The sequence below is a fragment of the Aliivibrio friggae genome, assembly GCF_057368515.1.
In genome coordinates this window covers 1185172-1209847 of the sequence record NZ_CM170648.1, presented here as the reverse complement: position 1 = coordinate 1209847, position 24676 = coordinate 1185172, and the positions used below count along the sequence as shown (strand labels likewise).

Genomic DNA, 24676 nt, shown 5'->3' with positions numbered 1-24676 from the left:
ACAGAAATTAACTTGTTTGAGCTTGCCCACGCCACTGAACTAAAATCAAACCAAGCATAATTACAACGCCTAAGAAACCGACGCCAAAAGGGTTCAGCATAATTAGCGGAATGGTAAAGAATGCCAATAACCTTTCAACCCTAGTTAATGGGCGTAATAAATACCCTTCAATAGCAACCGCAATAGCCATAATAATGGTTAACGTCTGAATGATTGAAAACGTTAAATCAACGACTCCAGCATCTGAATTAGCAAGATCGGTATACGCCATCATAATTGGAATAATGAATAAACCACCGGCCAATTTAAATGCCTCAACAGACGACTTCATTGGATTGGCATTTGCAACACCAGCACCAGCAAAGGCAGCTAAAGCAATCGGAGGGGTTACGTTTGAGGTTTGCGATAACCAAAAAACGATAAGATGTGCTGTTAATAATGGTAAACCAAAATCACTTAACATTGGCACTGCCATTACTGCTAATACAATATATGCCGCAGTAACAGGAAGCCCCATACCTAACACTAAAGCCACAAGGCTTATTAAACCCAAAGCAATTAGCATGTAGCCACCAGAGAAATCCATCACAAATTGAGTGAACTGTAAGCCTATCCCCGTTTGTCCAACCACACCAACTATAATACCCGCAGCACCACACGCTGCGGAAATTGGTAATGCCATTAAGGCACCATTTTTCATGCCTTCAATGAATTTTTTTAATCCAATACGGCTGTGTTTTCGCAGCGCTGCCGTCACTAAAATCGCAGCACAACCTGCAACACCCACTAATAATGGAGAATATGCCATCATTAATAAGGTAGTGATTAGCGCTAGTGGAATTAAGTGATGCGCGCCATCTTTCATCACACTAATAACGGCTTCTGTTCGACTTACCGCTTTAAGATCAAGCTTACATGCCATTAAATGCACATATAACAAGGTACAGAAGAAATACAAAATCGCAGGCGCGATAGAAGCAAGCATGATCTCGCTGTAAGGCACACCGGTAAACTGCGCCATTACAAACGCACCCGCCCCCATAATTGGTGGCATTATCTGCCCACCCGTTGAGGCCGCCGCTTCAATCCCTGCGGCTTGTTCCGGTTTATAACCCAGCTTTTTCATCATAGGAATGGTGATTGAGCCTGTAGTTACGGTATTTGCTATTGCTGATCCTGAAATTGAACCTAACCCTGCCGAGGCCAATACTGCCGCTTTCGCTGGACCACCACGATATTTACCGGCAATAGAGAATGCTAGATCAATAAAGAATTTTCCTGCCCCTGTGACCTCTAAGAATGCCCCAAATAAAACAAAGATAAACACCGTTGTTGCCGCGATCCCTAAGGCAGAACCAAAAACACCGTTAGCCGAAAATATTTGAAATTGAATCAGTTCTTGCAGAGAGTACGACTTAATTGCAAAACCACTCGGTAATAAATCACCAAATGCACTGTAGGATAAGAATAGTACTGCGATAAGGACCATTACCCAGCCGACCGTTCTACGGCACCCCTCCATTAATAGTAAAAGTAATGAGCAACCTGCGATCATATCGGGTAACTGTAAGCCATAAAACAGATGATTTATGTCGTTATAATCAAATATCGACATGCGATAAGCTGCAAAAACAATCAAGCCACATAACGCAAGATCAATGACTCGTCCTGCAAGATAAAATGAGCTCTTTCGATTTGTTATCAATGGGTAGTGTAAGAAAATAAGAATAAGAACCCAACAGAGATGGATTGGTCTAAAGTACGTCGCAGAAATGGTTGAGCTTATTCCTTGCCAAATTTGAAAAACAGATAATGCAACGGCAATACCTAAAATAAGATACCCAAATAGATTTACTGTTCTTTCATGAGGTAAATGCTCTATATCAGGTTGGTTTTTATCGGTCATAATATCCATATTAATGCCTTTGGATAAAGTCAGAAAAGAAGAAAAGGTAAGCAAGACACTTACCCTTTCGTTTTACGTGTATTTGGTGCTTATTATTTCATGATTGAATCAAGGTATTTTTGAGCACCAGGATGAAGAGGGACACCTTGTAAACGGTCTGCATTTTTTGGTGTTGTCATCTCTGCCATTTTTACTACTTTACGAACATCACCCATATTTTCATACGCGGCTTTCGTTAAGTTGTAGGCCATGTCATCACTCATTTTTGCATTTACCACTAATACGTTCCAAACGCTTAATGTCGATACTTCACCAACGTTGTTGTATACGTCCGCAGGAATATCATAACTGCTGTATGCTGGGTATTTTTTCATAAACATTGCACTTTCTTCTGCTGTAATTGAAAGCACTTTAATTTTATGTGTTAGCGCGATTTGTGTAACAGCCCCTACTCCTTGTCCACCAACAATAAAGCCTGCATCAATTTGACCATTAGCCAATGCGTTCGTGGTTTCAGAATAGTTTAAGTACACTGCATCAATGTCTTTTTTTACATCAATACCGAGTGATTCGAGCAAGGCTGCTGACGTCACGGCGGTACCACTTGCTGGTGCGCCTAAAGAAACTCGTTTGCCTTTTAGTTGTGATAATGACGTAATGCCTGATTTTTCAAGAGTTAAGGTATGCACTAGGTTTGGATACAGTGCAAAAAGTGTATTTACAGGCATTTTTGTTGGAAATTTACCTTCCCCTTCATAAGCATCAAGCACCACATTCCCCATTGCGATACCTGCGATCATATCACCACGAACCACTTTAATTGTGTTTTCTACCGAGGCTGCCGTGACTTCCGCTTTGGCATTCACATCTGGCACATGCTCTGACCATACTTTCGCTAGTGCACCACCAAATGGATAATAAATCCCACTTTGCCCACCTGTACCAATTGAGTAGTTTTCAGCGTTTACCGCTGATGGCAATATAAACAATAAAGCTAATAGTAAGTTACGTTTAAACACAATCATCTCCTTGATTATTAGGCTTTATCTAGATATTAGCCCTAGATAAACCCGTTTATAATAGATTAATTTTCAAGCAATAATACCGTACTCGTCATGACAAAAAAGTCCAACTGATTAGATCCCGAAATGTGATATAAGTGTTAAAAATGTCAAATAAGAAACGGCTGTTTCCACAAAGTTGAATTGGTAACAATACTAATAAATAAATCAAGGTAGCTGTGGTTGTGAGGTTTCACGGCTATTTACAGATATTTTTATCTCTATAGAGGATAGAGGTAGACTTACCTCCGTTATTTCTTTTGTCCCGGCAACCGAGAAATAAGCACTTTGTTATGCAATGTTGCCGCTATCTCTTTCGGTAAATAATAATGCTCTGAACTCATATCAAATTCTGGTTGATACACATTATTTTCAATACCAATAAGCCCAATCATCGTGTCGAATATTAGGTCATTAGTAAATATTTTATGCCTATTACTCATTAACTGCTCACGTGTTTTATTGTTTAACCCTTTTCCAGTCCAAATTAAAAAAGGAATTTCACTCATTGCCTCTGTAAATTGTTTTGCATCATGCCCCAACCCATTTTTCACATCTTCACCGTGGTCAGAAAAGTAGGTCAAGCTTGAAAAGCCCTTTTCTTCTTTAACTAAATTAAGAATTTGATTTAAGAAGTTATCTGTACTTTTTACTGTCTGGTCATAACAACGCAAATCTTTATCTGAAGTCGTATAAAAGTCGTTCTCTGGTAACTCAATATTCTCGCCTTTCACTCGGTCACAATAGCTAATATGACTCCCCATCATGTGTAAAACTATAAAATGGTTTTTTGTCTTATCTATCGTTGCAAGATACTGAGATAACTCACCAATTAAGGCTTTATCCAACTTATTCGTCCTATCCGATTTCCCAATGTTATTATTAATAAAGCGAACATAAGAGCTTTCATAAGCTAAGGCCGATACTAAATTATCCCACTCACTTGCGGATACTTGATTGCTAAGCCATGCAGTTTGAAATTTAGCCTGATTAAGCAATGATATTAAGGATACGCTCTCATAATACGGAAGGTCGTTATATTGATTACTTTGAGTTAAGGCGAGAGACAAAGATTCCATCGTGTGCGTATGATTAGAGTAAGCATTGGTAAATAGAATTTTATCACTCGCATCGATCCACGGCGTTGTCGTGACATGATAGCCGTAACTGGATAGATGAGATTTAGCTAAAGACTCCCCAATCACCATAATATGCAACTTCCCTTCTGAGGTTGCCACTGCAGAATATTGGTGATTAAGCAATTGCCGTTCTGAGATAACCTTTTGGAGTTGGCTTAATTCATACTGATACTCTTTTACGTAGCCATACGCACGCTTCACACCTCCAAACGATGATTCATTTTGAGATGAAATGCCTAAAAATAGAAAAGAAATAACAAGAAGAACATAGGGAATCTGTGATGAACGGTACGACTTAGATGCCACTTTCAAATAAAAAAAGAACCCGCCAATAAACAATGAGACATAACCTATTAACTGCCAATTCCAGAGAACATCTAAAAAATATTCTAATGACTCATTTGGGTTCGTTTGCATAAGAGCAAAAATAAAGCCTTTATCAAGATCCCCATAAGTTTTATAAGTAAAAAACAAACCAAAAGTCACTAACCAAAAAGCCCCTACTAGAACATAGAATCCCCATCGAATAACCTTTGTTCTCTCTACTTTTTTTAGTTCAAGTAGGCTAATTAACGTAATGAGCCAAAAACAGGAAAGTACTGTAAAGGTTGTTAATTCAGTTTCTGCATCAAAAAAACGTTGATACGAATAGAGTCCAACCGTAAATATTAATAAATTAAAAATGACTACCCTTTTTACTACTACCGATTTTTGAGTAAAAAAGAATAATGGCCACAACATTGAAATGAAAAGTATAGACAATGAATTTACTATCGGATTAGAAGATAATCCACGTAACCAAAGGGAAAGGTTAATACAAAAGAGTAAAACAAAAATAAAAGGAGAAATATATCGCTGAAAACGTTTATACGTATTAGTCATCCAGACTCCTTGTCTATTTTTGTTACCCATCCTTTTATCTAAGGTTAGTTAAGCTTTTGACTATATTCCAGTTATCTACGTTAACTACAAAATCATTATAAAAAAAGCGACCAGTATTTACTGATCGCTTTTCTTTTATTCGATGCTCATACACATCATCATTTACATATCAGCTATAAAACCATACTTGCAAAGATGAAACCAAAGATAATACTAAATACCATGCTTAATAGACCTGGGATCATAAAGCTGTGGTTGAATATGTATTTACCAATCTTAGTCGTACCTGTGCGGTCAAAGTCAATAGAAGCAATGATTGGACCGTAGTTTGGAATAAAGAAGTAACCATTTACAGCAACAAATGTCGCGATAATCACTTCAGGTGGAAGACCTAGTGTGATACCAACAGGCACTAATACTGCTGTTGTTGCTCCTTGGCTGTTTACCATTACAGATAAACCAAACAGTGCAAAAGCGAAAGTCCATGGCGCCACTTCAACTAAACCTGAAACCGCCTCTTTAACCATTTCATAGTGACCAGCAATAAATGTGTCGCCTAACCATGCAATACCAAAGATAGCGACGATGGCACGCATACCAGCATGGAACACTGAACCTTGAGTGATCTCGTTACCATCAGGCTTACATAATAGAATAATCAATGCAGCCATTGCTAACATGACGATTTCAATTGTGTGCGCCATTCCCATTGGTGAACCATTGAAGTTAGGACGCAGCGATGGGAATGCACCCATAACCACCACCACAATTGCGCCGAACAAGAATAGACCTACTGCTTTTTTAGCGCCCGGTTTAATCTCAATCTCTTCAACTTTAACTTCTTTTTCCATCTCGCTACGGAACTTAGGATCTTCCATACGACGTTGGTATTCAGGATCGTCTTTTAAGTCTTTACCGATCTTGTTTACGATAACGCAAGCAACCGCTAAACCACAAAAAGTACCAGGGATTGTTATCATCAATACGTTTGCTAGTGTAATGCCTTGAGGCTCTAAAAAAGCAACCAAAGCAACAACAGCTGCAGCAATTGGACTTGCTACGATCGCAAATTGCGACGCGATAACCGCCATACCTAATGGACGCTCAGGGCGAACACCACTACGACGACTTACTTCTGCAATTACAGGTAGTACAGAATAAGCAACATGTCCAGTACCTGCTAAGAAGGTGAACATATACGTCACTAAAGGAGCAATGAAAGTAATATGACGTGGGTTTTTACGAAGAATATTTGAAGCAATTTTGATTAAATATTCAAGACCGCCAGCCGCTTGCATTGCTGCTGCTGCTGCAACAACGGCCATGATCATCAACATTACATCAATAGGTGGGCTTGTCGGTTGTAAACCAAAAACAAAACTCAGTATGGCTAGACCAATACCGCCCATAACACCTAAACCGATACCACCAATTCGGGCACCAACTAAAATACAAACAAGTACAATTAAAAACTCGATTAAAAACATATCAATCTCCCTGATGATAGCTTTTATATAACTATTTTTTAAATTACTGCGTATGGTGTCAGTAATTTAAACTCCAAAAATCGAGAGGATAATAATCATCTTATAAATTCAATAAATAGCGACAGATCACACATCATTCAAATTTATAAAAAATAAAACAAATATCTATAACTATCTATTATTTATGGAGTTAATTACTACAAACAGATAACAAGCTAGCTACCTTTGTTATCATAATATCTTTATTATTTTTATCACTAGGATAAGGAGATTAGCTAAATGAAGCTAGACAGCGAAACAGATAAAATTGTTGTCTTCATTCTTTTTCCGATTATAAAAATAAAGCTGTTCATCATCAATAATGAACTTAATATCTGATTCAAACCCTTCTAATGACTCTGTATCCTTAACAAACACAGGTGCATTTTCTGGTTTTTTATGCCAATCAATATTTTTATATAATAAAGATAACTTGTTCTTTTTTACTTTATAGCTCACATCCATAATGACTTCATATTTTTCACGGCTACCATTTTTAAAAACTAGCTCACCAGTTTGAAAAATAGTTAAGTTAGATGAAGATGCAAAATAAAGTATGTCTCGTTCACCTATCTCTTGGTATTTTTTATATGGTTCGGAGATAAAGTTACTAGAAAGCTCATTACAGCTCCAACGAGAACCTGAAAGTTCTGTTGTATTAAATATCCATTGGTAAGCAATAAAACCAATAAGGGCCAATATCAATAAAAAATTAACTAATCGCATATTAGTTTTGCTCTTGTTAGCGCGTTTGCCATAATCTTCGGTAAATCCTGATGCGAAAATTGGCTTAATGCATAATTACCATTTCTACTACTACTCTTAGATAGCATAAAACCTCGTAAAGAGTACGTATCATCTTCATAGGCTGAATCATAAATTCTGATATAAACTTCAGCATTACACTCCGCTAACTCCATAGATTCAAGTTGCGATTGAATCAAATCAACATCCAACTGCTTTCGGGTCTTATTCAGTAAGTAGTAATCAGTATTATTAATATCAAAATGCTGATAGTTGTCTTTCATTAAAAAGTGAGGGAGAGATAATCGTGTTTGATTCCAATATACGACAGCAATAGTAACCACTAGACATAATGCAACAAGCACTGAAGCTATTGATGGCTTTACGAGGATACCCTGACGAATTAAAGCCTGTTTTGGTACTTCTTTTTTACTCTCATTATTTGAAAGTAACTCTGATATTTGGTTTAAGTCAGCTTTTTTTGAAAGAAGAGAATTTAATGGTTCTTGATGAGCGACAACAGGATACTCAGCATCAATAGTGAGTAAATATCCTATTTTACTCACTGTCTTTATCTCAATACCTACGGCTTTTAATTGGACAAAATTTCGTCTTAAACCTGAAATAACATTGGTTAATGCTTGATCAGTAACGACTGCACCTTCCCAACACCCATCAAAAAGTTGATCTCGCGAGACACTCTGCTCTTTTCTATCAAGCAGTAGCACAAGTACATTGTAAGGTAATGGCCTTAATATGATTGCCTCTCCAACCTGATTGATTAACGTCCTAGTTTCAGGATCTAAAATCAAATTGGCGATAATTATTTTCTGCATTTAAGCCTTATAGCGATACAAAGAGTCTATTTATTCTTTTTAAGAGAACTAATAAAAATAAAAAACAAGCCTTACAAAGCTTTCATATGGCTCATTTATAAAAAGAGAAGTTTACCTAATAAACAACACAAATCAACGCATCACTACTTTTACTGTCTTTAAAATAAAGAAAAAACAAAACAATCAAGGACTTAATGCAAGAAAACCTTTCAACATATTTAGTTATCAATAAATATAAATCAAACAAAAATCAAATGTGTGAATTCCATTTAGTTTAACTTACCCAGTATCTTATAATTCGCTTAACTTTTATACATTCAATTTAACGAGAAACCCATGAAAAAAATTGCACTTTTATTCGTACTATTTTCGGCATTTACTCATGCCAACGATAACATCTCAGGCTTCTACTTAGGTGCAGGTTTAGGTACTACCACTTTTGATGATGGTGGTGCATTTGATTACACGGGTGCATCTATTAATGCTGATGATTCAACTCTTAAGTTTATGGGTGGCTATCAATTTAATCGCATTGTTGCTGTAGAGCTTCAATATACAAAATACGGAGATATCAATGTAAACCATCCTGTGGCTCAAGCGGGTGGTTTCAAAGGTATCGATATTGAATCTTCTTCTATCTCCCTTGCAGCTAACCTTGGTTACACATTTGATAGCGGCTGGCGTCCATTTGGTATCGTTGGTTTAGGTTCGTTAGAGTCATCAACAGACGTATTAGGCCACTCTCTTAGTGAAAACAACACTTCTTTCCACTACGGTGTAGGTGTTGAATACGCACCAAAAGCCTTAGGTGGTTTAGCTTTCCGTGTGGCTTATGAAGGCGATCTTTTCATTGAAGAAAATGTATATCAAGGAAATAATTCCTACAGCTACTCAGACGATTATGCAATGAACATTGGTACTTTTTACGCTGGCGCAACTTACAAATTCTAATAATCACAATCGTTAGTTGGCGAATAGATAAATCCCCTTACTTTTTAAGAGTAAGGGGATTTTTTTGTATTTATGACAAAACTCTTTCAGTGCGTATTTGAAGGTAAATTAACGATCAAGCTATTGGCGCGACTTTCTTCTTATCAAAGATCACATAAGCCATATATCCCACAATCACAATATTAATAATGAATGCACCGATACTAAGAATACTTGTGCGGAAAATAATTTCATACAGCTCAAACGGGATATAGATTGCTCCACTCACCAAAGCAAACCATTCTGTCCACACTTGTGCTCGCCATAATCCATAAGCTTCAACCAGTCTAATGATTGAATACACCACTGCACCAATGGTAAAAAACAGGATTTTGGCATCAGTTAATCCACTCGCGGCATTAATAAATACACAAGATAAATGACTTGCCGGATTTAAGTGCAAACGACTCACTATTAACTCAGCTAAATGGCGTAAATTATGACCCGCTAAAGCATGTACCCCAAAAGCAACTAATAGAGATACAATCCCCTTACTTGCTTCCAATACGGCAACCGCACGTAACCCTTTCTTTATTGTTGTCATACCGCTCTCTTTCACTCAATATTTTTTGATGGCAAAAGCCATTTAATAGAATGAGTATCCTCCTTAAATTCCATTTTTAAAAGCAAATAAACCTTTATAAATAAATGAAATATCACAGGACTAGACTCTATTGTTAATAATAACAATTAAGATAATAAGTGCATTTACAACAACCAGCAGGAAGTCACGAAATCTTAACCAAAACAACGAGTAATATAATTAATTAGCCAATTAAATACATTTTGTATTCATGACCCCTGAAATTAAATTACAGGGATCTGTTGAATCATAGACCTATCTACACTTCTGCTTAAGCTTTAACTACTCTTGATTGTCGGTTTAACAGTAAGCTAATAAATACTGCTAGCACAACAGGTAAGAACCAACTCGCATGAGCCGAAAATAAAGGGACATAACGAGTTAAAGGTGTTGATAAAGATTCAGGTAATAAGCCCAAGATATGCAATGCATCTAATCCACCAAATACAACGCTAATCATCACAACACTAACGTATGAAATAGTGTTGTGTTTCGTCGTAGGTAAAAACCACGCAGCTAATACTAAAGCAATCGCCACTGGGCACAGTATAAGTATGGCAGGTAGGCTGATGGCTAGAATTTGCTCTAAACCAAAATTGGCAACAATGCCTGTCATCACTGTCACAACAGTTGCACTAATTGCAAACGGAATACGAAATGTTTGTTGACTGTATTCTGCACATGCATTGGTTAATCCTACGGTTGTAGTTAAACATGCCATGATGATAATACCTGCCAATAAGTATTGTCCTAAAGGCCCGAATATCGCAGCAACATAACGCGTTAATAACTCTCCACCATTAGTTGCGCCTTCAGCAATAGAGGTTGATGTTGCACCAACATAGGCCATTGCTAAGTAGCACGCAGACATTAGTAGTGCATAAATTAACGTGACTTTAAGTGTGGCTTGAAAAACATCTTGCGCTGACTCACAGCCTTTATCACAAATGGCTTTAATAATTACCCAACCAAATCCAACAGCCGCAATCGCATCCATCGTCATATAGCCTTGGATCAAACCGCTTGTCACTGCTTTATGTTGATAATCAATACTCGGATCACCAAGCACTCCTAGCGGCGTAATAATCGCAGCTAATGCTAACGCAGCCAGCATAAGAACAAGCAATGGCGTCATCACCTTTCCAATGTAGTCAACCAACTTGCCTCTTTGGAAAGCCAACAATAATGTTGTACCAACAAATAAAGCAGAGAAAATCATTAAGTGGTCACCAATAAAGAAAGGCTTAATACCCATTTCATAAGCAACAGTTACTGCTCGTGGCATTCCAAATGCAGGGCCTATTGCAATAAAAAGCAATACCCAAAAAGTAACCGCCAATGGCTTAGGTAACGCTTGAGTTAATTGGCCACTATCACTTAATCGCCCTAAAACAATTAATGTTAACGCTGGGAGTCCAACAGCAGTAAGTAAAAAACCAAGCATTGCTGGGAGAAATTGAGTTCCTGCTTCAAGGCCTAAAAAAGGCGGAAAGATGATATTTCCGGCGCCAAGAAACATGGCGAAAGTCATTAAACCGATAGCAAGTAAATTTTGTGTTTTCAATGTCATAGTCCTTATTGCTATTGGGCTTAACCCTAGTAGCTTTTATTGTGGACCGTCAGATTGGCTGAGAAAAACAAGAAGAGAACAAAGCAGTCTCCCATCAGCCTGGCTGACGGAAGTGCCGCCAGCCTAGTTAATAATCACTAGAATGACAGCAATAATAGATAATGTTACACACGATACAGCACCGAGCATTGTTTTGCACAAAGCAGCAAATTGTAGGGCTGTAGAAGAAAGCATGAATGTATCCTAGTCGTTTGTCGTGGTAACCAAATCAATATATAAGTAATAATTTATAAAGTAAACACTCAATAGTTAAAAATATCAGCGATTAGCGAATATCCTAGTTTAAATAACTTTACTCATTAGCGGATTCTATTTTTCAGCAACCCAATCTAGAATGTGTTTTTATTCCTCATTAAGCATAGCAAGTAGCGTATCGCTAATTGATCACGCATAAGCGAAACTTTTTCATAACTTAAGGAAGCAAGAGCATTACCAGCAGAGTGATGGTTAAGACTCTATTTACTACTACATTTGCAAATTAGTTATTATTTACCTACATTGAACTGACTTTCGTCATTAATAAAGGAACTCTCATGACTATGCTTTCTGATATCACTCTTACTCCTTTTTCTAATTCATTAAATGTTGCCATTCATTTAATGACTAAAGCAAAAGCGCATTTTGAGGCACAAAATCGAAATACAAATGACATCGTTGATCTTCAATTAGTTGACGATATGCTTCCTCTTTCATTCCAAGTAAATGCCATTTGTCATCACACGCTTGGAGCAACAAAAGCAGCATTAAGTGGTAATTTTTATATTCCATCACCTTTAGGGGAGATTGATTTTGATGGTTTAATTGATGTCCTAAAAAGCACACAAAAAGAGTTAAACGCTATCACTGTAAACGAAATTAACGCACGGGCTGGGGAAACCATTATTTTCCACTACCCAGAACGACCAATGCCATTTACTGCTGAAGGTTTTATTACTTCATTCTCAACACCAAACCTATATTTTCATCAAACCACGCTATACAACTTACTGCGTAAAGAAGGCGTTCCGTTAAGTAAAATAGATTTTATCGGTGCACTATCGCTTAGCGCTTCAGAATAAATATCGCTTTATAAAAAAGCCCTGCTTAATGAACACTAAACAGGGCTTTCATATTTTATGACAACTTACAAACTTTTAGCAATATCGAAAGTGTGGCTAATAATGCTGGTTCCCTCACCAACGTTACCATGTCCAGGAACGACAAATCGCGCTTCAGGGTATTTTGTTAATACTTTCTGAACTGAGTTTGCCCATTCTTTCTTATCTGCGTCACCAGTCCATCCAATCGTATTAACTTCATTCGCTCGCATTAAACAGCCACCAAGCAATACTTGCTCTTTGGGTAACCATACAACTGCATTATCTTTCGTGTGACCCGCTCCCGGATAGAAAACTTCAATCTTATTTTCTAATAGCACAAAATTATCATCTGAAAATTGATGATTAGTAGCTTTCTTATTATCACCTTTCAAAAATGTGTTGGTTAATGCAGAGGCATAGGTCTCAAAGTTATGTTCTTGCAGATATTCTAAACCACCAGTTTGATCTTCATGAAAATGAGAAAATACTGTTTTCTTTAACGTTAAGCCTCTGTTTTCAATCCACGTCATCAGTTGAGGCATGTTCGATGCATTCCATGGTGTATCAATTAAATATACATCCTTCCCATCAACATATACCAATGAATTAGCGTCCATTAAAATAGGCTTATCTGGGTTCTGTAAATTTTTAAATTCACGATACGATTTAACCAAAAAAACATTATTCGTAATTTCTTCAAATTGAAGTGGTTTTACTAACTCATCTGCGGCAGAAGCATTAAAGCCAATAACAGCACTTAATAGCGCTAACGTTATTTTAAACATGAATTCCATTCCTTTGTTAGTGTGTCACAAAGATACAACATAATTCCTTTGAGAAGTGTTAGTTAAATGTAAAAAAACAATTTTGTACAATAACTAACATATTCTGAACGCTTATTCTATTTGGCATAAATTCCCCCCAAAAAAAGACACACGCATGACTCTATTTTTAGCTATGGCGATGTTCGCCTTGGTAACCTCTCTCTCTCAGGTCCGGTGAATATACTGGCAACCGTTACTGGAGCTAATCATGGCTATACCAGAACTATTCCACATATTTTTGGTGCAACTGTGGGCTTTGTGTCTATCCTAATTATATTGGGGTTAGGGCTAATACAAGCCTTTGATGATTCGCATACAGCAACGCTAGTTCTAAATTACCTTGGTAGCGCTTTTCTACTTTATTTGGCTTATAAAGTAGCAACTAGCGAAAGAACCGAACAAAATAAAAACAAAAAGGACGATGCCCCAACCATGTTACAAGGCTTATTGTGTCAATGGTTGAATCCAAAAGCTTGGATTGTATCTTTGTCTGGCGTCACCGTATTTTCTAGTAACGGTGTGATTCCTCTCGAAGACCTCGGTGCATTTAGTGTGATATTTTTTATCGTATGTTACTGCTGTATATCAACTTGGGCTCTGTTAGGCTTAACCATAGGTAAATACCTTGAGCACCCTATTCACTATAAGATTTTTAATCGCGCGATGGGGGGCTTGCTTGCACTGACAGTAGTATATGTATTCTTTATATCAAAATAATAAATGGACGTTACGTTGGCTAATTCAAATCCTCACTTTTTAAGATCATCTATTCTTCCGTTTGAATTACGGTATTCCGATAATTCAAACGCTTGCTATAAAAAACACACTCACCCAGAGTTTTCGATTGGTGTAGTAGATAGTGGGATTAGTGAGTATGTAAATCAAAATATAAAACAAACCATTCGACCGGGTTCTACCGTTATCGTGAATCCGGAAGAAGTCCATTCATGCAATCCACAAAAAGGCACGAACTGGAGCTACAAAATGCTCTATGTTGAACCAGAATGGATTGCTGATCTCCAATCTCAAATATCGAATGGAAGCCACCAAGAGTTTCAACCAATTCAAATGACACACAGTGATTGCCCTTTCTTATATCGAGGATTTCAATCACTGGCTAAAACTCTAATAGAAGATGAATCTGCAATCAAAGTTGAACAAACTGCGATTAATTTTTTCTCTGAGTTAATTCTAAAAGGCAGTGATAACCCTTCCCTTGATATTATATCGAAAAAAGCCATTGAGTGTGCCTATCACTATATTTCAGATAATTTTGATAAAAATATTTCTATTTCTGAGATTGCTGAAACTTCTGGCTTAAGTGATTATTACCTTATTCATTCGTTCAAAAAGCAATATGGTATTACCCCTCACGCTTACCAAATAGTAATGCGAATAAATAAAGCAAAAGCCTTACTAAAAGAAGGTGAAAATATCGCTTCTATTGCCACTGATCTCGGTTTCACCGACCAAAGTCATTTCCATCGCAACTTTAAAAATATGGTTGCCGCAACGCCGAAGCAATATAAACAGAGTTTATAACTTCTAAATACCACTTCCTTGTTGATATTTATACGTTACTGTTTCAATATAGTTAATTAAATAATAACTCAAGGAATGGCCTTTTATGAATCTACGTAATTTCTCATTCATTTTATGCGTAATTACACCTTCGGCAATGGCTCAACTTGCAGATAAAGAAGGTATTAGTGGTGAAATTGCATTAACCACAGGGTTTGTCTCTTCAACATCCAATTTTAATACCGAAGGTGAAGATACAATTACCTCTGTGCACCAGAAAGGCTCTAGCGATAACGGTTTTATGGCTTTTCCCCTTGGGAATATTGCCTATACCTTTAGCGAAGAGTTAAACCAGCAAGTGTATGCCGGTACAACTCGTCAAGATGTAGCAACAGGTACTGTTGTTCTTGAGGTCGGTTATAAATATCAATTTGAATCAAGAATGGCGATAGATGTTTCTATTCTACCAACCATTATGTCTAGCAAAACATGGGCAAACCCATATTTGGTTGGCTCAGCTCGTAAAGAAACAGATGCATCAGGCAATGCATTTCGTTTTAAAGTCGAAAATATCGCAGGGTCAAATTTCACTGTTGATAGTGCTTATGCAACTAAAGGCATTGAGAATGATGACGTTATCGAAGAATTAAAAAGAGACGCAGATACAATCTATTTAAAAGGTCAATATCGTTTACCATTAAGTCGCACTTCATTCGTCCTACCTTCTGTTATTTACCAATCTTCATCTGCGGACGGCAAAGCAAGCTCTTACGATCAATACGGTGCTGAAGTCAGTTTCTTTAAAATAATGGAAAGACACCAACTAGTATTAACCGCTGGCTATAATCAACGAAACTTCGGTGCAGATAGTCCTATTTATGGAAAGACACGTAAAGACGATAAGCTGAGCTTATTTGCTGCTTACGAATACACTAAATTCATGGATTGGCAAGATTGGTCGTTCATCTCTTTTGCAGGTTACAGCTCAACTGATTCAAACATTACTTTTTATGATGAATCAGAATACATTGTTACTGTAGGTCTCAATTACAAGTTCTAATATTATAAATAGCATAAAAGCCCTACTGATAGTATTCAGCAGGGCTTTTTATTAATGACTATATTTTTCTAAACTGTAAGTACGTCAGAATAGAGAGCAGAGTAAAGAAAGCAGGATCGCTCCAACCAAAGCCAACAAATATTCCGATTACCCCTGCATATAGGGTGATCACTACACCTAAACTATTGGTAATCAATAAAGCAAGTAACAGCTTTTTTGCAATAGGGTTTGAGTCAATATCACGCAGTAATAGACTTATCGCAGCAATCCCACCAAGGAAAATGCTCGTATGCTGAGATAAAAATACAGCGTATTGATCATTAAGCTCAACACCATACATTGGCCACATTAAATGCGGACCAAAAAACAAAGCCAAAGCAAATACGCTATAAATTGCACCATGAACAGTTAAGAAAGTTTTGTTAGTCATTATTCTATATATCCAATTAAATTATGCGATTGGGCCGTTATTAATCATTGATAACGATTCGTTAATATCAAAAATATAACCTCGGATATTAGTGATCCCCATACTAATTAAACGCGCAGTATGCATTGTTAAATAAGCTTGAGCAGAGGCTTCGTCTTCAAACAAATAAATACCTCCGCCAAGTTGAGATTGCTCACTTGTCGTCCAAATCTTCCAAATAACACCTGGTTCTTGGTTAATAGACTCAGCTAAACCTGTCATCATAGCTGTCATTTCATCACCAAATGGGCCTGTAAAATCAAAATCAACTTGCAATAATTTACTCATCTTTATCTCCAACTAATTAAGCAATTAGGAATAGCACTTAGCGTGTCTTCTCCCTTGCGATAAGTGCTATAATACCTATAAAAATTAAACAGAAAAGTTCATAAAACTGCGTATAACTGTGAGTATTTTAGACATATGAGATTAAAAACAACGCTAGATCAATGGTTAACTTTGTTTGAAATAGACAAGGCTGGCAGTATTCAAGCAGCCGCTATCGCACTAAATAAAAGCCATACCACACTTATTTATGCCGTAAAAAAACTGGAAGACCAACTTGGAGTTTCATTGCTTAAAGTTGAGGGGCGTAGAGCGGTATTAACAGATGATGGTAAGTCATTATTACGCAGAGCACAGTCAATGCTTGAACAGGCCAAAGCGCTTGAAGAGATCAGCACACAGCTATCTCAAGGTATTGAAGCTGAAATCACCGTCGCGATAGATCACCTATGTGATCGTTCATGGTTATATTCCGCCATGTCCGAATTTCTTAAAGACAACAGCACGACTTCTGTTCAAGTCATTGAAACCTCACTCTCTAAAACAACCAACATGGTAACTTCTGAAAGTGCCGATATTTCTATTATTACTTTGCCGATTACCAATCACCCTTGCGAGGCTTTTGGCATGGTTGAGATGTATCCTGTTGTTGCTAAACACCATCCATTAGCTTCATATTCAGCCCCTTGTTTGGCCGATCTTACAACCAGCTGCCAAATTGTCATTCGAGATTTGGGCTTAGAGAATAAACAAAATGTGGGTTGGCTAAAATCAAACCAGCGCATTACCGTAGATAATTTTGACCATGCATGGCAAGCCACCAGACAAGGGTTAGGATATTGTCGTCTTCCATTACATATTATTGAACTTCATAACGATAGAAATATGATTATTTTGGATATAGAAAATTCAACCACCTACCAAGTCCCCTTACACCTCACGCTTCCAAAAGGTGCAAAAACAGGACCCGCTGCAAAATACCTTTATCAATTACTCATGAAATCCGTTCAAACAAGAGAGTAGCACTTAACAGCAAATGCTATTTTTTTATCATTTCCATTTCTGCAATCGCTTCGTGCGTACATTCCTTCAACCACTTAATTAAAGGAGTACGGCGGTTTTTACTCGCGACAACAAGCCCTATGTCTCCTCCTGGTTGAACAATCTCTTCAGGTAAAGGCAGCTTTTGAAAATCATCACCTAACGTATTCGCTAAAGATTCAGAGCAAGGAAACAGCATATCAGTTCTTTGTACTGAGTTTAAAATCACATCAAGGTAGCTGCTTCTCAACCTAATACGACACTCTTTATTTAATGACTTCAGTGAATTAACTACATACGCTTTGTGCTCATTCCAATTTGGTATAACCAGTGTTGCTATATCTAATTGAATGGTATTTTCAAAACTTTCTTTACCCGTAATTAATGGATGTTCTTTACGTCCTATTAATACAAAGCGATCCGTTGCTAGTACCGATTGAGAAAGTTGTTTTGATATTTCTAGCGGAAAATAATTTAAGCCTAGCTGTATTTGATCATGAAGAATATTTTCAGGCGTTGCTCTGTCCCAATTAGAAAAAACAACTTCAACATTCGGTGCTTTCTCTAAAATAATGCCGCATAAACTAGAGGCAATAGACGGTGCAATAAAACCATTCATTGCAATATTAATTCTTCCCTCTAACACCGAACTATCAAATTCATCTAATGGTTCTAAAGCCGCGAAAAGCGTTGCCATCGCAGGCCTAATATTGTCCCCAATTTCTAGTGCTTTAGGGGTTGGCGTTAATCCATAATGACTTCGTATAAACAGTTCATCTTCAAAAAAATCTCTTAATCGTGCAAGCGCCCTACTGACACCGGGTTGACTTAAAAACAAGCGTTCAGATGCTTTTCGTGTATTACGAACGTCTAATAAAACCGTAAACACCTTTAGTAAATTAAGATCTAATTGATGAATTTTATTCTTCATTCTCTGCCCTATTTTTGATCACATAATCAACAATGACTAAATGATATATCTCTTATCCTTTCAATTCATTATTCAAGTTATCAAAAATGGATAAAAATAGAACCCAGTTGAACGAAAAACTTTCTTCACCACATTTTCTTGGAGTCCCTATGAAAAAAACATTACTTGCTTTGTCACTTATCACAATCACATGTAATGCAGCTGCGAGTGCTTCTCCTGATGCAGTTTCTTCTACTTCTGATAGGTATTCAGAATTAGCTAATCTAGAAATGAATGGCGGATTTCCTACCGAAAAAAGTCAAGAGATATTACAACAAGAAAGCTATTTTCAACGAGCATCCATGCTTTATCAATGGGCTCTTCCAATTGTGAATATGAAAGCGATGCAAGAAGGTCACGCCGAATTAATGAATGGTACCGCCTACAACAAAATTGCCATTTATCAAGATCGTTTGAAACCAAATACATTAATAACAACACCAAATTCAGATGTAATTTATGCAATGGGCTGGCTTGATATGAAAGACACAGGTCCTTTGGTCATAGAACATCCCGCTGGATTACAATCACTTATGGATGATATGTATCACCATCCATTACGTGGTCCATTAGATAAGAATCAACCTGGTGGACAATATTTAGGGGATATTGGAAATGCCGGCCCAGATAAAGGCAAAGCAGCTAAGTTTTTAATCTTGCCGCCAAATAAAAAACGTGAAGATTATGCACAGCTTGCAGGTAAGTACTTTATTTATGAGTCAAATACCTCTGAAGTATTCTTATTCTTGCGTTCTTTCTTTAAAGATATGAATAACCTTGAACCAGCAGTTAGTCGAGTAAAAGAAATCAAAGTTTATCCATTAAATGGCCATACTGAATCAATGGAATTCTTTAATGTATCTGATGTTCCTTCTAAATCCATTTGGGATAACGATTATCGATTCTATGAAACATTAGACAGAGCCGTTCAAAATATGGAACTAGCTACGTTTGACCCATACATGAATGGTGTCATGGCGGCTATTGGGATCAGTAAAGGCGTTGAATTTACACCAACTGAAGATCAAAAAGAGACGCTAACAAAAGCCGCTCAAACCGGTTGGAAAATAAGTAAAGAAATTGCCCTTAACTTTGATGAGAAATCAAGTAAAACCACTGGCGACACTTGGTTTTGGAAAGAAGCACCATCATGGGTAGCTCACGCATTAACTGACAAAGGTAATCAGTATCATGCGTTATCAGATCCTTATTATCACAATATAAAAACTGGTTACACTAATGTCGATGCCATCACTCACATGTACACAAACCACTATTCAATGTCTACAGGAATGATTAATGCGAAGGTTGGTGCAGGTGCTAAATACGCTGGCGCATATAAAGACAAAGATCTTAATCCGTTAATTGGCTCTTGTAATTACTCTTTACGTATCCCGGCAGATGTACCTGCTAGTTTATTCTGGTCAGTCACTGCTTACGATGCTGCAACTGCCGCAGGTGTTAATGTTGAAAATCATCAATGGCCGTCATTAGGTGATCGCGATCAGCCAATTAAAAACAACGATGAGTCTGTCACGTTATTCTTTGGTCCAACTGCACCAGAGAATGCTCAATTAGCCAAATACAACTGGTTGCAATTTGATAATGACAGCTGGTTCTCTCTGATCCGCTTTTATGGACCTCAACAAAGCTTATTTGATGGTTCTTGGGTTCCGGGTGAATTTGAAAAAATTGACTGTGTGAAATAACCAACCAATTAAACTTTGAAGAAATGAAATAAGATCTAGATAACAAATAAAAGCCTTCTAGTTTATAAAACTAGAAGGCTTTTTTATCAATAATAACGATAATCACTAGTATAAAAATCCAGTAACTTATTAATCGCTATATCTCGGTAGGTATCTTTTTCAATTAACATGTCATGATAAGCACCTGCAATGGGTTCTAAATGGCTTGTATGGCACTTCTCATGGAATTCAGCTTGTGCAACATTACTCACCACCAAATCGTCCCCAGCTTGAAGGATCAATATTGGAATTTTTACTTTATGCGCATTCGCGATGCATTTTTTACCCGCTTTAATAGATTCGGTTATCCAATGAGTGCTCGGCCCACCTAATCTTAAATTTGGTTTATCTAAAAATAGATCAACAAACATTTTGTATCTAACTTCACTGTGAGTTAATACATTGTCTTTATATCGAACTTTTTTAAAGTGGCTTTGGCCTAATGCATAATTTGGTTTACTTGCTAACACATCCAATAAATTTAAGGTCTGCTTTTTTAAACCGTGAGCTTTTCCTGATATGTATACACCAAACATAGGAGAAGTAGCAGCCGATGCTTTCACCGGATGATCGAACGTCGATAAGTACTGAGTCATTACCGCTGCCCCCATTGAGTGAGAAAGCATAAAACATTCGCCCTCAAGATCTGGCCTCACGACTCTCTCCATAAAAATATAAAGATCCATAACATAATCATGAAAATCATCCACATGGCCTAATTCATGATCTTGTGTCATTCGTCCCGATTCACCTTGGCCGCGGTGATCATAAGCATAAATATTGAAATACTGACTTAACTCAAGAATCACTTCTTTATATTTCCAATAACTTTCATTACGACCATTCACAATAACCAGTGTTTGCTTTTTATCGTTAGGGTTAACATTAATCCACTTTAATGGAATACGCTCGACACCTAAAACTTCGCCACACTTTTTATTATTCCAAATAGCATCAATTTGATCATTGTATTCTTGCTGTTTCACTTCATCCGTAAAACGATCTTCACGCGTTTTCACTAAAAAACGTTCTTGTGATAAATGCGCTAAGTTCAGCTTTGGCGCAATGGTCTCAAGAAATAGTTTACCCACGTCTTTACCATGATGATAATCCGCATCTAATTGTTTTTTCGTACTGCCAAGCACTTTAGATTGAAGGCTTCTATTCGGTGATATTTCATAAATGATGACATCATCTGGTGGGTTCGCTAAAAACGCTTGAGTCTTACGGTAGTTCTCTTCATGAGTCACGAGCATTGCTGCCATATGATCCAATGTACTGTTCTTTGTCATCTTAGCAAGAGAGATTAACCAGTCATGATTTTCGGTAAAATCGACAGGGACAGTGCGAATAACAACAATATGGCGAAAACCTCGATCATACGCCGCTTGTACTGGAATAGGCGTGGTTAACCCACCATCAAGCCAGCGCTTTTCTTCCATTATAACGGGTTGTTTATGTAACGCAGGAATAGCGCAAGATGCACGAAGGATATCTTTCCAGTTACTGGTTGAAAGATCAAAATACTTGGTTTCAAAGTTGGTAGCATGAGCCGCAACAGCAAGAACTTGTTTGGTCGTTAGATGCGTTTCTCCAACTTTCCAATTTAAGGGAATATCAGCTTCAGTTTTATCAATCAACCAATCCAAATCCATCCCTTCGCCAGTCAATAAGAAGCGAGATAATTTGAAAAAATCAGGACTGCGAGTCACTTGGTCAATGATGCGATAAGCGTGCCCTTTATGCCCACAAATATAAGACGCTAAATTCAGTGAGCCAGCAGAGGTACCAATCAATAAATCAAATGGATTAAAGTTAGCCTGTAAGAAGCTATCAAGAACACCGGCCGTAAATACACCTCTTTGACCGCCCCCCTCAGTAACTAACGCAATTTTATCGACTTCTCTTTTAGAAAAACGAAAAACATCAAAACTGTTTTTACTGATCGAATAATGTTCGCCCATCATATTTGCCCATTTTCGATAGAGTATTTATATTCACCAATTATGCCATAGCGCTATAAATCTAGCAGAATTAAATGCCACTCTATAAATATAGAGCTAATGCGCTACTACAAATAAATAAACTATTTTCATAGTCTGATATTTAACAATTACCTGTGTTATGGTTCTCCTCTAAGTAAGGAGCTTTATGAACGACTATGAACTTTTCATCAAAATCAATGATGCTATTTTACTTGAGTTCGATGTCTTTAAAGCATGGGAAAAAACACTGCTTTTAAATGCACAAAACCAATTGATGGATAGATTCCCGATCTCAGAGCCACAAAGGGAACTACTCACTAAAGTACTCGAGAAAAAAAGACCAAAAAAGAGAAAGAAAAGAAGAGTATAAAAGCCATAATGATGAACATCACTATGGCTTTTTTGTTTAACGAAACGGCCTTGGCTGTAATCATCAAACGCTTGTCATACTTATTACCTGTTAATACAAGACCATTGTCAGATAACCTAATACGAGAACAATCATAGATGTTAACGCATAAGGAACAGGGTAGCCTACCGCAGGCATATCACTCTGACATTCATCCTGAGCCCCTTTCATTGCAGGAGTACTATTACGTCCACCCGCACAAGCACCAGCGAGAATTGCAGGGTTCATTTTTCTGAAATAGAAACCGTAGATCCAAGCAAGCAACGGTGGAAGTAACGCCGCCACTAAACCTAGGCCTGCGATTTTAATAACCACAATACCTTGGAATGATGCCAATATTTTAGGTCCTACTGTCGCAGCTAATACCGCAACAAACAAACTCAAACCAATATCTTGTAAGAAGCTACGCGCCCCTTCACTCATAGGCCCACCAAATGCTGGATTACGAGTGCGTAAGAATGAGAATATAATCCCCGTTAACATACAACCTGCAGATGTACCTAAGGCAAATGGGATCCCACCTAGCGTGACGCTAAAGTGACCACATACATAACCAATCAATAGAGAAAGTGCTAAGTAGAAGGTTTCTGTCAGTGTACTTTCAACGATTGGATTACTGTTCAGTTTCTTCGCGGTTTGCTGAACACACCAATCAGAACCTGCAACACGAATAACATCCCCTACCTCAACCACAGTCTGAGGTAACATAGGTAACTGATGCCCTTGTCTAAATAAAGATTTCATATAGATACCAAAGCCGACATCTTTACTTATAGCTTCAATTGTTTTGCCTGTATATTCTGATTTACCTAGATGAATATCAGCCACTTCTATATCTACATTACGTGCTCTTGGTTCATCAACTTCAACACCAACCGTGGATTCGCCACCTTCGATTAAAACATGATAATCACCGCGAATACCGATAATATCACCAAGCTGTAGCTGTGGGTTATCCGCAGAATCAATGACTTCATCACCACGAACCACTTTAAGAATTGCAGCGTGAGGATAACGGTGAAATAGCGCTTCAACACTTTGGCCGACCAACTCTTGATGATCAACACGATAAGCTCGAATATCTAGCGGAAGAACCCCTAAATTAGAGAACCCATTGGTACTCGGTAGTGCTTCTGTATCGCCACCAGCACCAAATTCTGCCTCTGCATTTTTACCGGCTTTAACCGGATCGACACCAAACATGGCAGGCAGATATTTAATAAGTAAGATAATAAATACGCTAGATAAAATATAGCTAATGGCATAACCCGCAGCGATATTGGCACTGATCTGATCAAGCGTCATTCCAGCGGGTGCTTTAACGGCTCCAGAATCAATCGCTGATTGAGCTACCCCCATCACCGCAGTTACCGTGTAACTACCCGAGATAATCCCTGCGGCATAACCTGGAGCTAAATCCAATAATTTAGCGCCAAAGAAAACGATAATGAAGTTACTGAACACAACAATTAAGCCAATAACGACAAAATCCAACCCACCTCTTGCTAAACCAGAGAAGAATTGAGGTCCAACTTTCATACCTATTGCGTACATGAACATCATTAGGAAGATATCAGACACCAAACCCGGTGCATCGATATGCAAACCATAAACAGAGAAAGCGGTTAATGCGATAGCAACCCCAACAACCAAGGTCCCAGCCGTTGAGCCTAAATTAATCCCCTTAATTGTTACTTTTCCTAACGGATAGCCAATGGCAATACTTAAGAAAAGAAACACAAAAGGATTGTGAGCGATATAAAAAAATAGAAAACCAAAAACACCAGATGCGTCATGTGCAGCTAACGCTTCAATATTTTCAGCAGCCATAAGGTTAGTAGAGAAGGTAAAAAGTGAAAGAGTAAATAATAAAGTCCAACGTTGAGATTTAATCCAGCGTAAGGCATTACTTAATTGTTCAATATTCATAATTATTTTCCATACAGAATAAAGACAAACTAGGTTTCAATTAACACTAATTTCATATA

Annotated in this window: 22 protein-coding genes; 8 read left to right on the top strand and 14 right to left on the bottom strand. The window is 37.5% G+C overall.

Annotated features, from left to right (window positions below):
* Nucleotides 1-7: 7 nt before the first annotated feature.
* The 6 genes from AC2INI_RS05675 to AC2INI_RS05650 all read right to left on the bottom strand — a co-directional run bounded on the left by AC2INI_RS05675 (nt 8) and on the right by AC2INI_RS05650 (nt 8094).
* The gene (locus AC2INI_RS05675; protein WP_486305551.1) at nt 8-1915 is read right to left on the bottom strand and encodes a TRAP transporter permease; all 1908 of its coding nucleotides are present in this window, start codon (nt 1913-1915) and stop codon (nt 8-10) included.
* Nucleotides 1916-1998: 83 nt separating this feature from the next.
* On the bottom strand, nt 1999-2931 hold the full coding sequence (locus AC2INI_RS05670; protein WP_486305550.1) for a TAXI family TRAP transporter solute-binding subunit: 933 nt from the start codon (nt 2929-2931) through the stop codon (nt 1999-2001).
* A gap of 287 nt (nt 2932-3218) precedes the next feature.
* Complete coding sequence (locus AC2INI_RS05665; protein ID WP_486305549.1) at nt 3219-5018, bottom strand: sulfatase-like hydrolase/transferase; 1800 nt, start codon at nt 5016-5018, stop codon at nt 3219-3221.
* A 143-nt stretch (nt 5019-5161) separates the two neighbouring features.
* A complete protein-coding gene (locus tag AC2INI_RS05660; protein ID WP_486305548.1) occupies nt 5162-6475 on the bottom strand; it encodes an anaerobic C4-dicarboxylate transporter family protein in 1314 nt (437 codons plus the stop codon).
* Between the two features lie 285 nt (nt 6476-6760).
* Nucleotides 6761-7240 (bottom strand): hypothetical protein, encoded by a 480-nt coding sequence (locus AC2INI_RS05655; RefSeq protein WP_122035175.1) that lies wholly within the window; start codon nt 7238-7240, stop codon nt 6761-6763.
* Nucleotides 7231-8094, bottom strand: coding sequence for a winged helix-turn-helix domain-containing protein (locus AC2INI_RS05650; protein WP_122035177.1), 864 nt, complete (start codon nt 8092-8094; stop codon nt 7231-7233). Before AC2INI_RS05650 ends, AC2INI_RS05655 begins: the two co-directional genes overlap by 10 nt.
* A gap of 336 nt (nt 8095-8430) precedes the next feature.
* On the opposite strand from AC2INI_RS05650, the gene AC2INI_RS05645 reads away from it, so the two are divergent.
* Entirely contained in the window at nt 8431-9045 is a 615-nt protein-coding gene (locus tag AC2INI_RS05645; protein WP_122035179.1) for a porin family protein, read from the top strand.
* Nucleotides 9046-9160: 115 nt separating this feature from the next.
* Here AC2INI_RS05645 and AC2INI_RS05640 read toward each other — a convergent pair whose 3' ends face one another.
* On the bottom strand, nt 9161-9628 hold the full coding sequence (locus tag AC2INI_RS05640; protein WP_486305547.1) for a DUF2127 domain-containing protein: 468 nt from the start codon (nt 9626-9628) through the stop codon (nt 9161-9163).
* 310 nt (nt 9629-9938) lie between these two features.
* A complete protein-coding gene (brnQ, locus tag AC2INI_RS05635) occupies nt 9939-11231 on the bottom strand; it encodes a branched-chain amino acid transport system II carrier protein (RefSeq protein ID WP_486305546.1) in 1293 nt (430 codons plus the stop codon).
* Nucleotides 11232-11830: 599 nt separating this feature from the next.
* Between brnQ and AC2INI_RS05630 the strand changes: the two genes are divergently transcribed.
* Nucleotides 11831-12355: a DUF1993 domain-containing protein gene (locus tag AC2INI_RS05630; RefSeq protein ID WP_486305545.1), complete on the top strand. Its 525-nt coding sequence runs from the start codon at nt 11831-11833 to the stop codon at nt 12353-12355.
* A gap of 65 nt (nt 12356-12420) precedes the next feature.
* Here AC2INI_RS05630 and blaALI read toward each other — a convergent pair whose 3' ends face one another.
* A complete protein-coding gene (blaALI, locus tag AC2INI_RS05625; protein ID WP_486305544.1) occupies nt 12421-13161 on the bottom strand; it encodes an ALI family subclass B1 metallo-beta-lactamase in 741 nt (246 codons plus the stop codon).
* 213 nt (nt 13162-13374) lie between these two features.
* On the opposite strand from blaALI, the gene AC2INI_RS05620 reads away from it, so the two are divergent.
* The 3 genes from AC2INI_RS05620 (at nt 13375) to AC2INI_RS05610 (ending at nt 15781) form a co-directional block, all read left to right on the top strand.
* A complete protein-coding gene (locus AC2INI_RS05620; RefSeq protein WP_486317276.1) occupies nt 13375-13917 on the top strand; it encodes a LysE family translocator in 543 nt (180 codons plus the stop codon).
* A 15-nt stretch (nt 13918-13932) separates the two neighbouring features.
* Nucleotides 13933-14742, top strand: a complete 810-nt coding sequence (locus AC2INI_RS05615; RefSeq protein ID WP_486305542.1) for an AraC family transcriptional regulator — start codon at nt 13933-13935, stop codon at nt 14740-14742.
* A gap of 85 nt (nt 14743-14827) precedes the next feature.
* Nucleotides 14828-15781 (top strand): DUF2860 domain-containing protein, encoded by a 954-nt coding sequence (locus AC2INI_RS05610; RefSeq protein ID WP_486305541.1) that lies wholly within the window; start codon nt 14828-14830, stop codon nt 15779-15781.
* 58 nt (nt 15782-15839) lie between these two features.
* Here AC2INI_RS05610 and AC2INI_RS05605 read toward each other — a convergent pair whose 3' ends face one another.
* A complete protein-coding gene (locus tag AC2INI_RS05605; RefSeq protein WP_122035193.1) occupies nt 15840-16211 on the bottom strand; it encodes a hypothetical protein in 372 nt (123 codons plus the stop codon).
* Nucleotides 16212-16232: 21 nt separating this feature from the next.
* A complete protein-coding gene (locus tag AC2INI_RS05600) occupies nt 16233-16538 on the bottom strand; it encodes a monooxygenase (protein ID WP_486305540.1) in 306 nt (101 codons plus the stop codon).
* A 135-nt stretch (nt 16539-16673) separates the two neighbouring features.
* Here AC2INI_RS05600 and AC2INI_RS05595 point away from each other — a divergent pair, with 135 nt between their 5' ends.
* Entirely contained in the window at nt 16674-17558 is an 885-nt protein-coding gene (locus AC2INI_RS05595; protein ID WP_486305539.1) for a LysR family transcriptional regulator, read from the top strand.
* Between the two features lie 16 nt (nt 17559-17574).
* On the opposite strand, the gene AC2INI_RS05590 is transcribed toward AC2INI_RS05595, so the two are convergent.
* Complete coding sequence (locus AC2INI_RS05590; RefSeq protein ID WP_486305538.1) at nt 17575-18507, bottom strand: LysR family transcriptional regulator; 933 nt, start codon at nt 18505-18507, stop codon at nt 17575-17577.
* Between the two features lie 149 nt (nt 18508-18656).
* On the opposite strand from AC2INI_RS05590, the gene AC2INI_RS05585 reads away from it, so the two are divergent.
* Entirely contained in the window at nt 18657-20255 is a 1599-nt protein-coding gene (locus AC2INI_RS05585; RefSeq protein ID WP_486305537.1) for a DUF1214 domain-containing protein, read from the top strand.
* Nucleotides 20256-20341: 86 nt separating this feature from the next.
* Here AC2INI_RS05585 and AC2INI_RS05580 read toward each other — a convergent pair whose 3' ends face one another.
* Nucleotides 20342-22261, bottom strand: coding sequence for an alpha/beta fold hydrolase (locus AC2INI_RS05580; RefSeq protein WP_486305536.1), 1920 nt, complete (start codon nt 22259-22261; stop codon nt 20342-20344).
* A 184-nt stretch (nt 22262-22445) separates the two neighbouring features.
* On the opposite strand from AC2INI_RS05580, the gene AC2INI_RS05575 reads away from it, so the two are divergent.
* Complete coding sequence (locus AC2INI_RS05575) at nt 22446-22649, top strand: hypothetical protein (protein WP_486305535.1); 204 nt, start codon at nt 22446-22448, stop codon at nt 22647-22649.
* A gap of 90 nt (nt 22650-22739) precedes the next feature.
* Here the strand turns inward: AC2INI_RS05575 and AC2INI_RS05570 are convergent, their stop codons facing one another.
* Entirely contained in the window at nt 22740-24617 is a 1878-nt protein-coding gene (locus tag AC2INI_RS05570) for an aspartate:alanine exchanger family transporter (RefSeq protein ID WP_486305534.1), read from the bottom strand.
* Between the last annotated feature and the right edge of the window lie 59 nt (nt 24618-24676).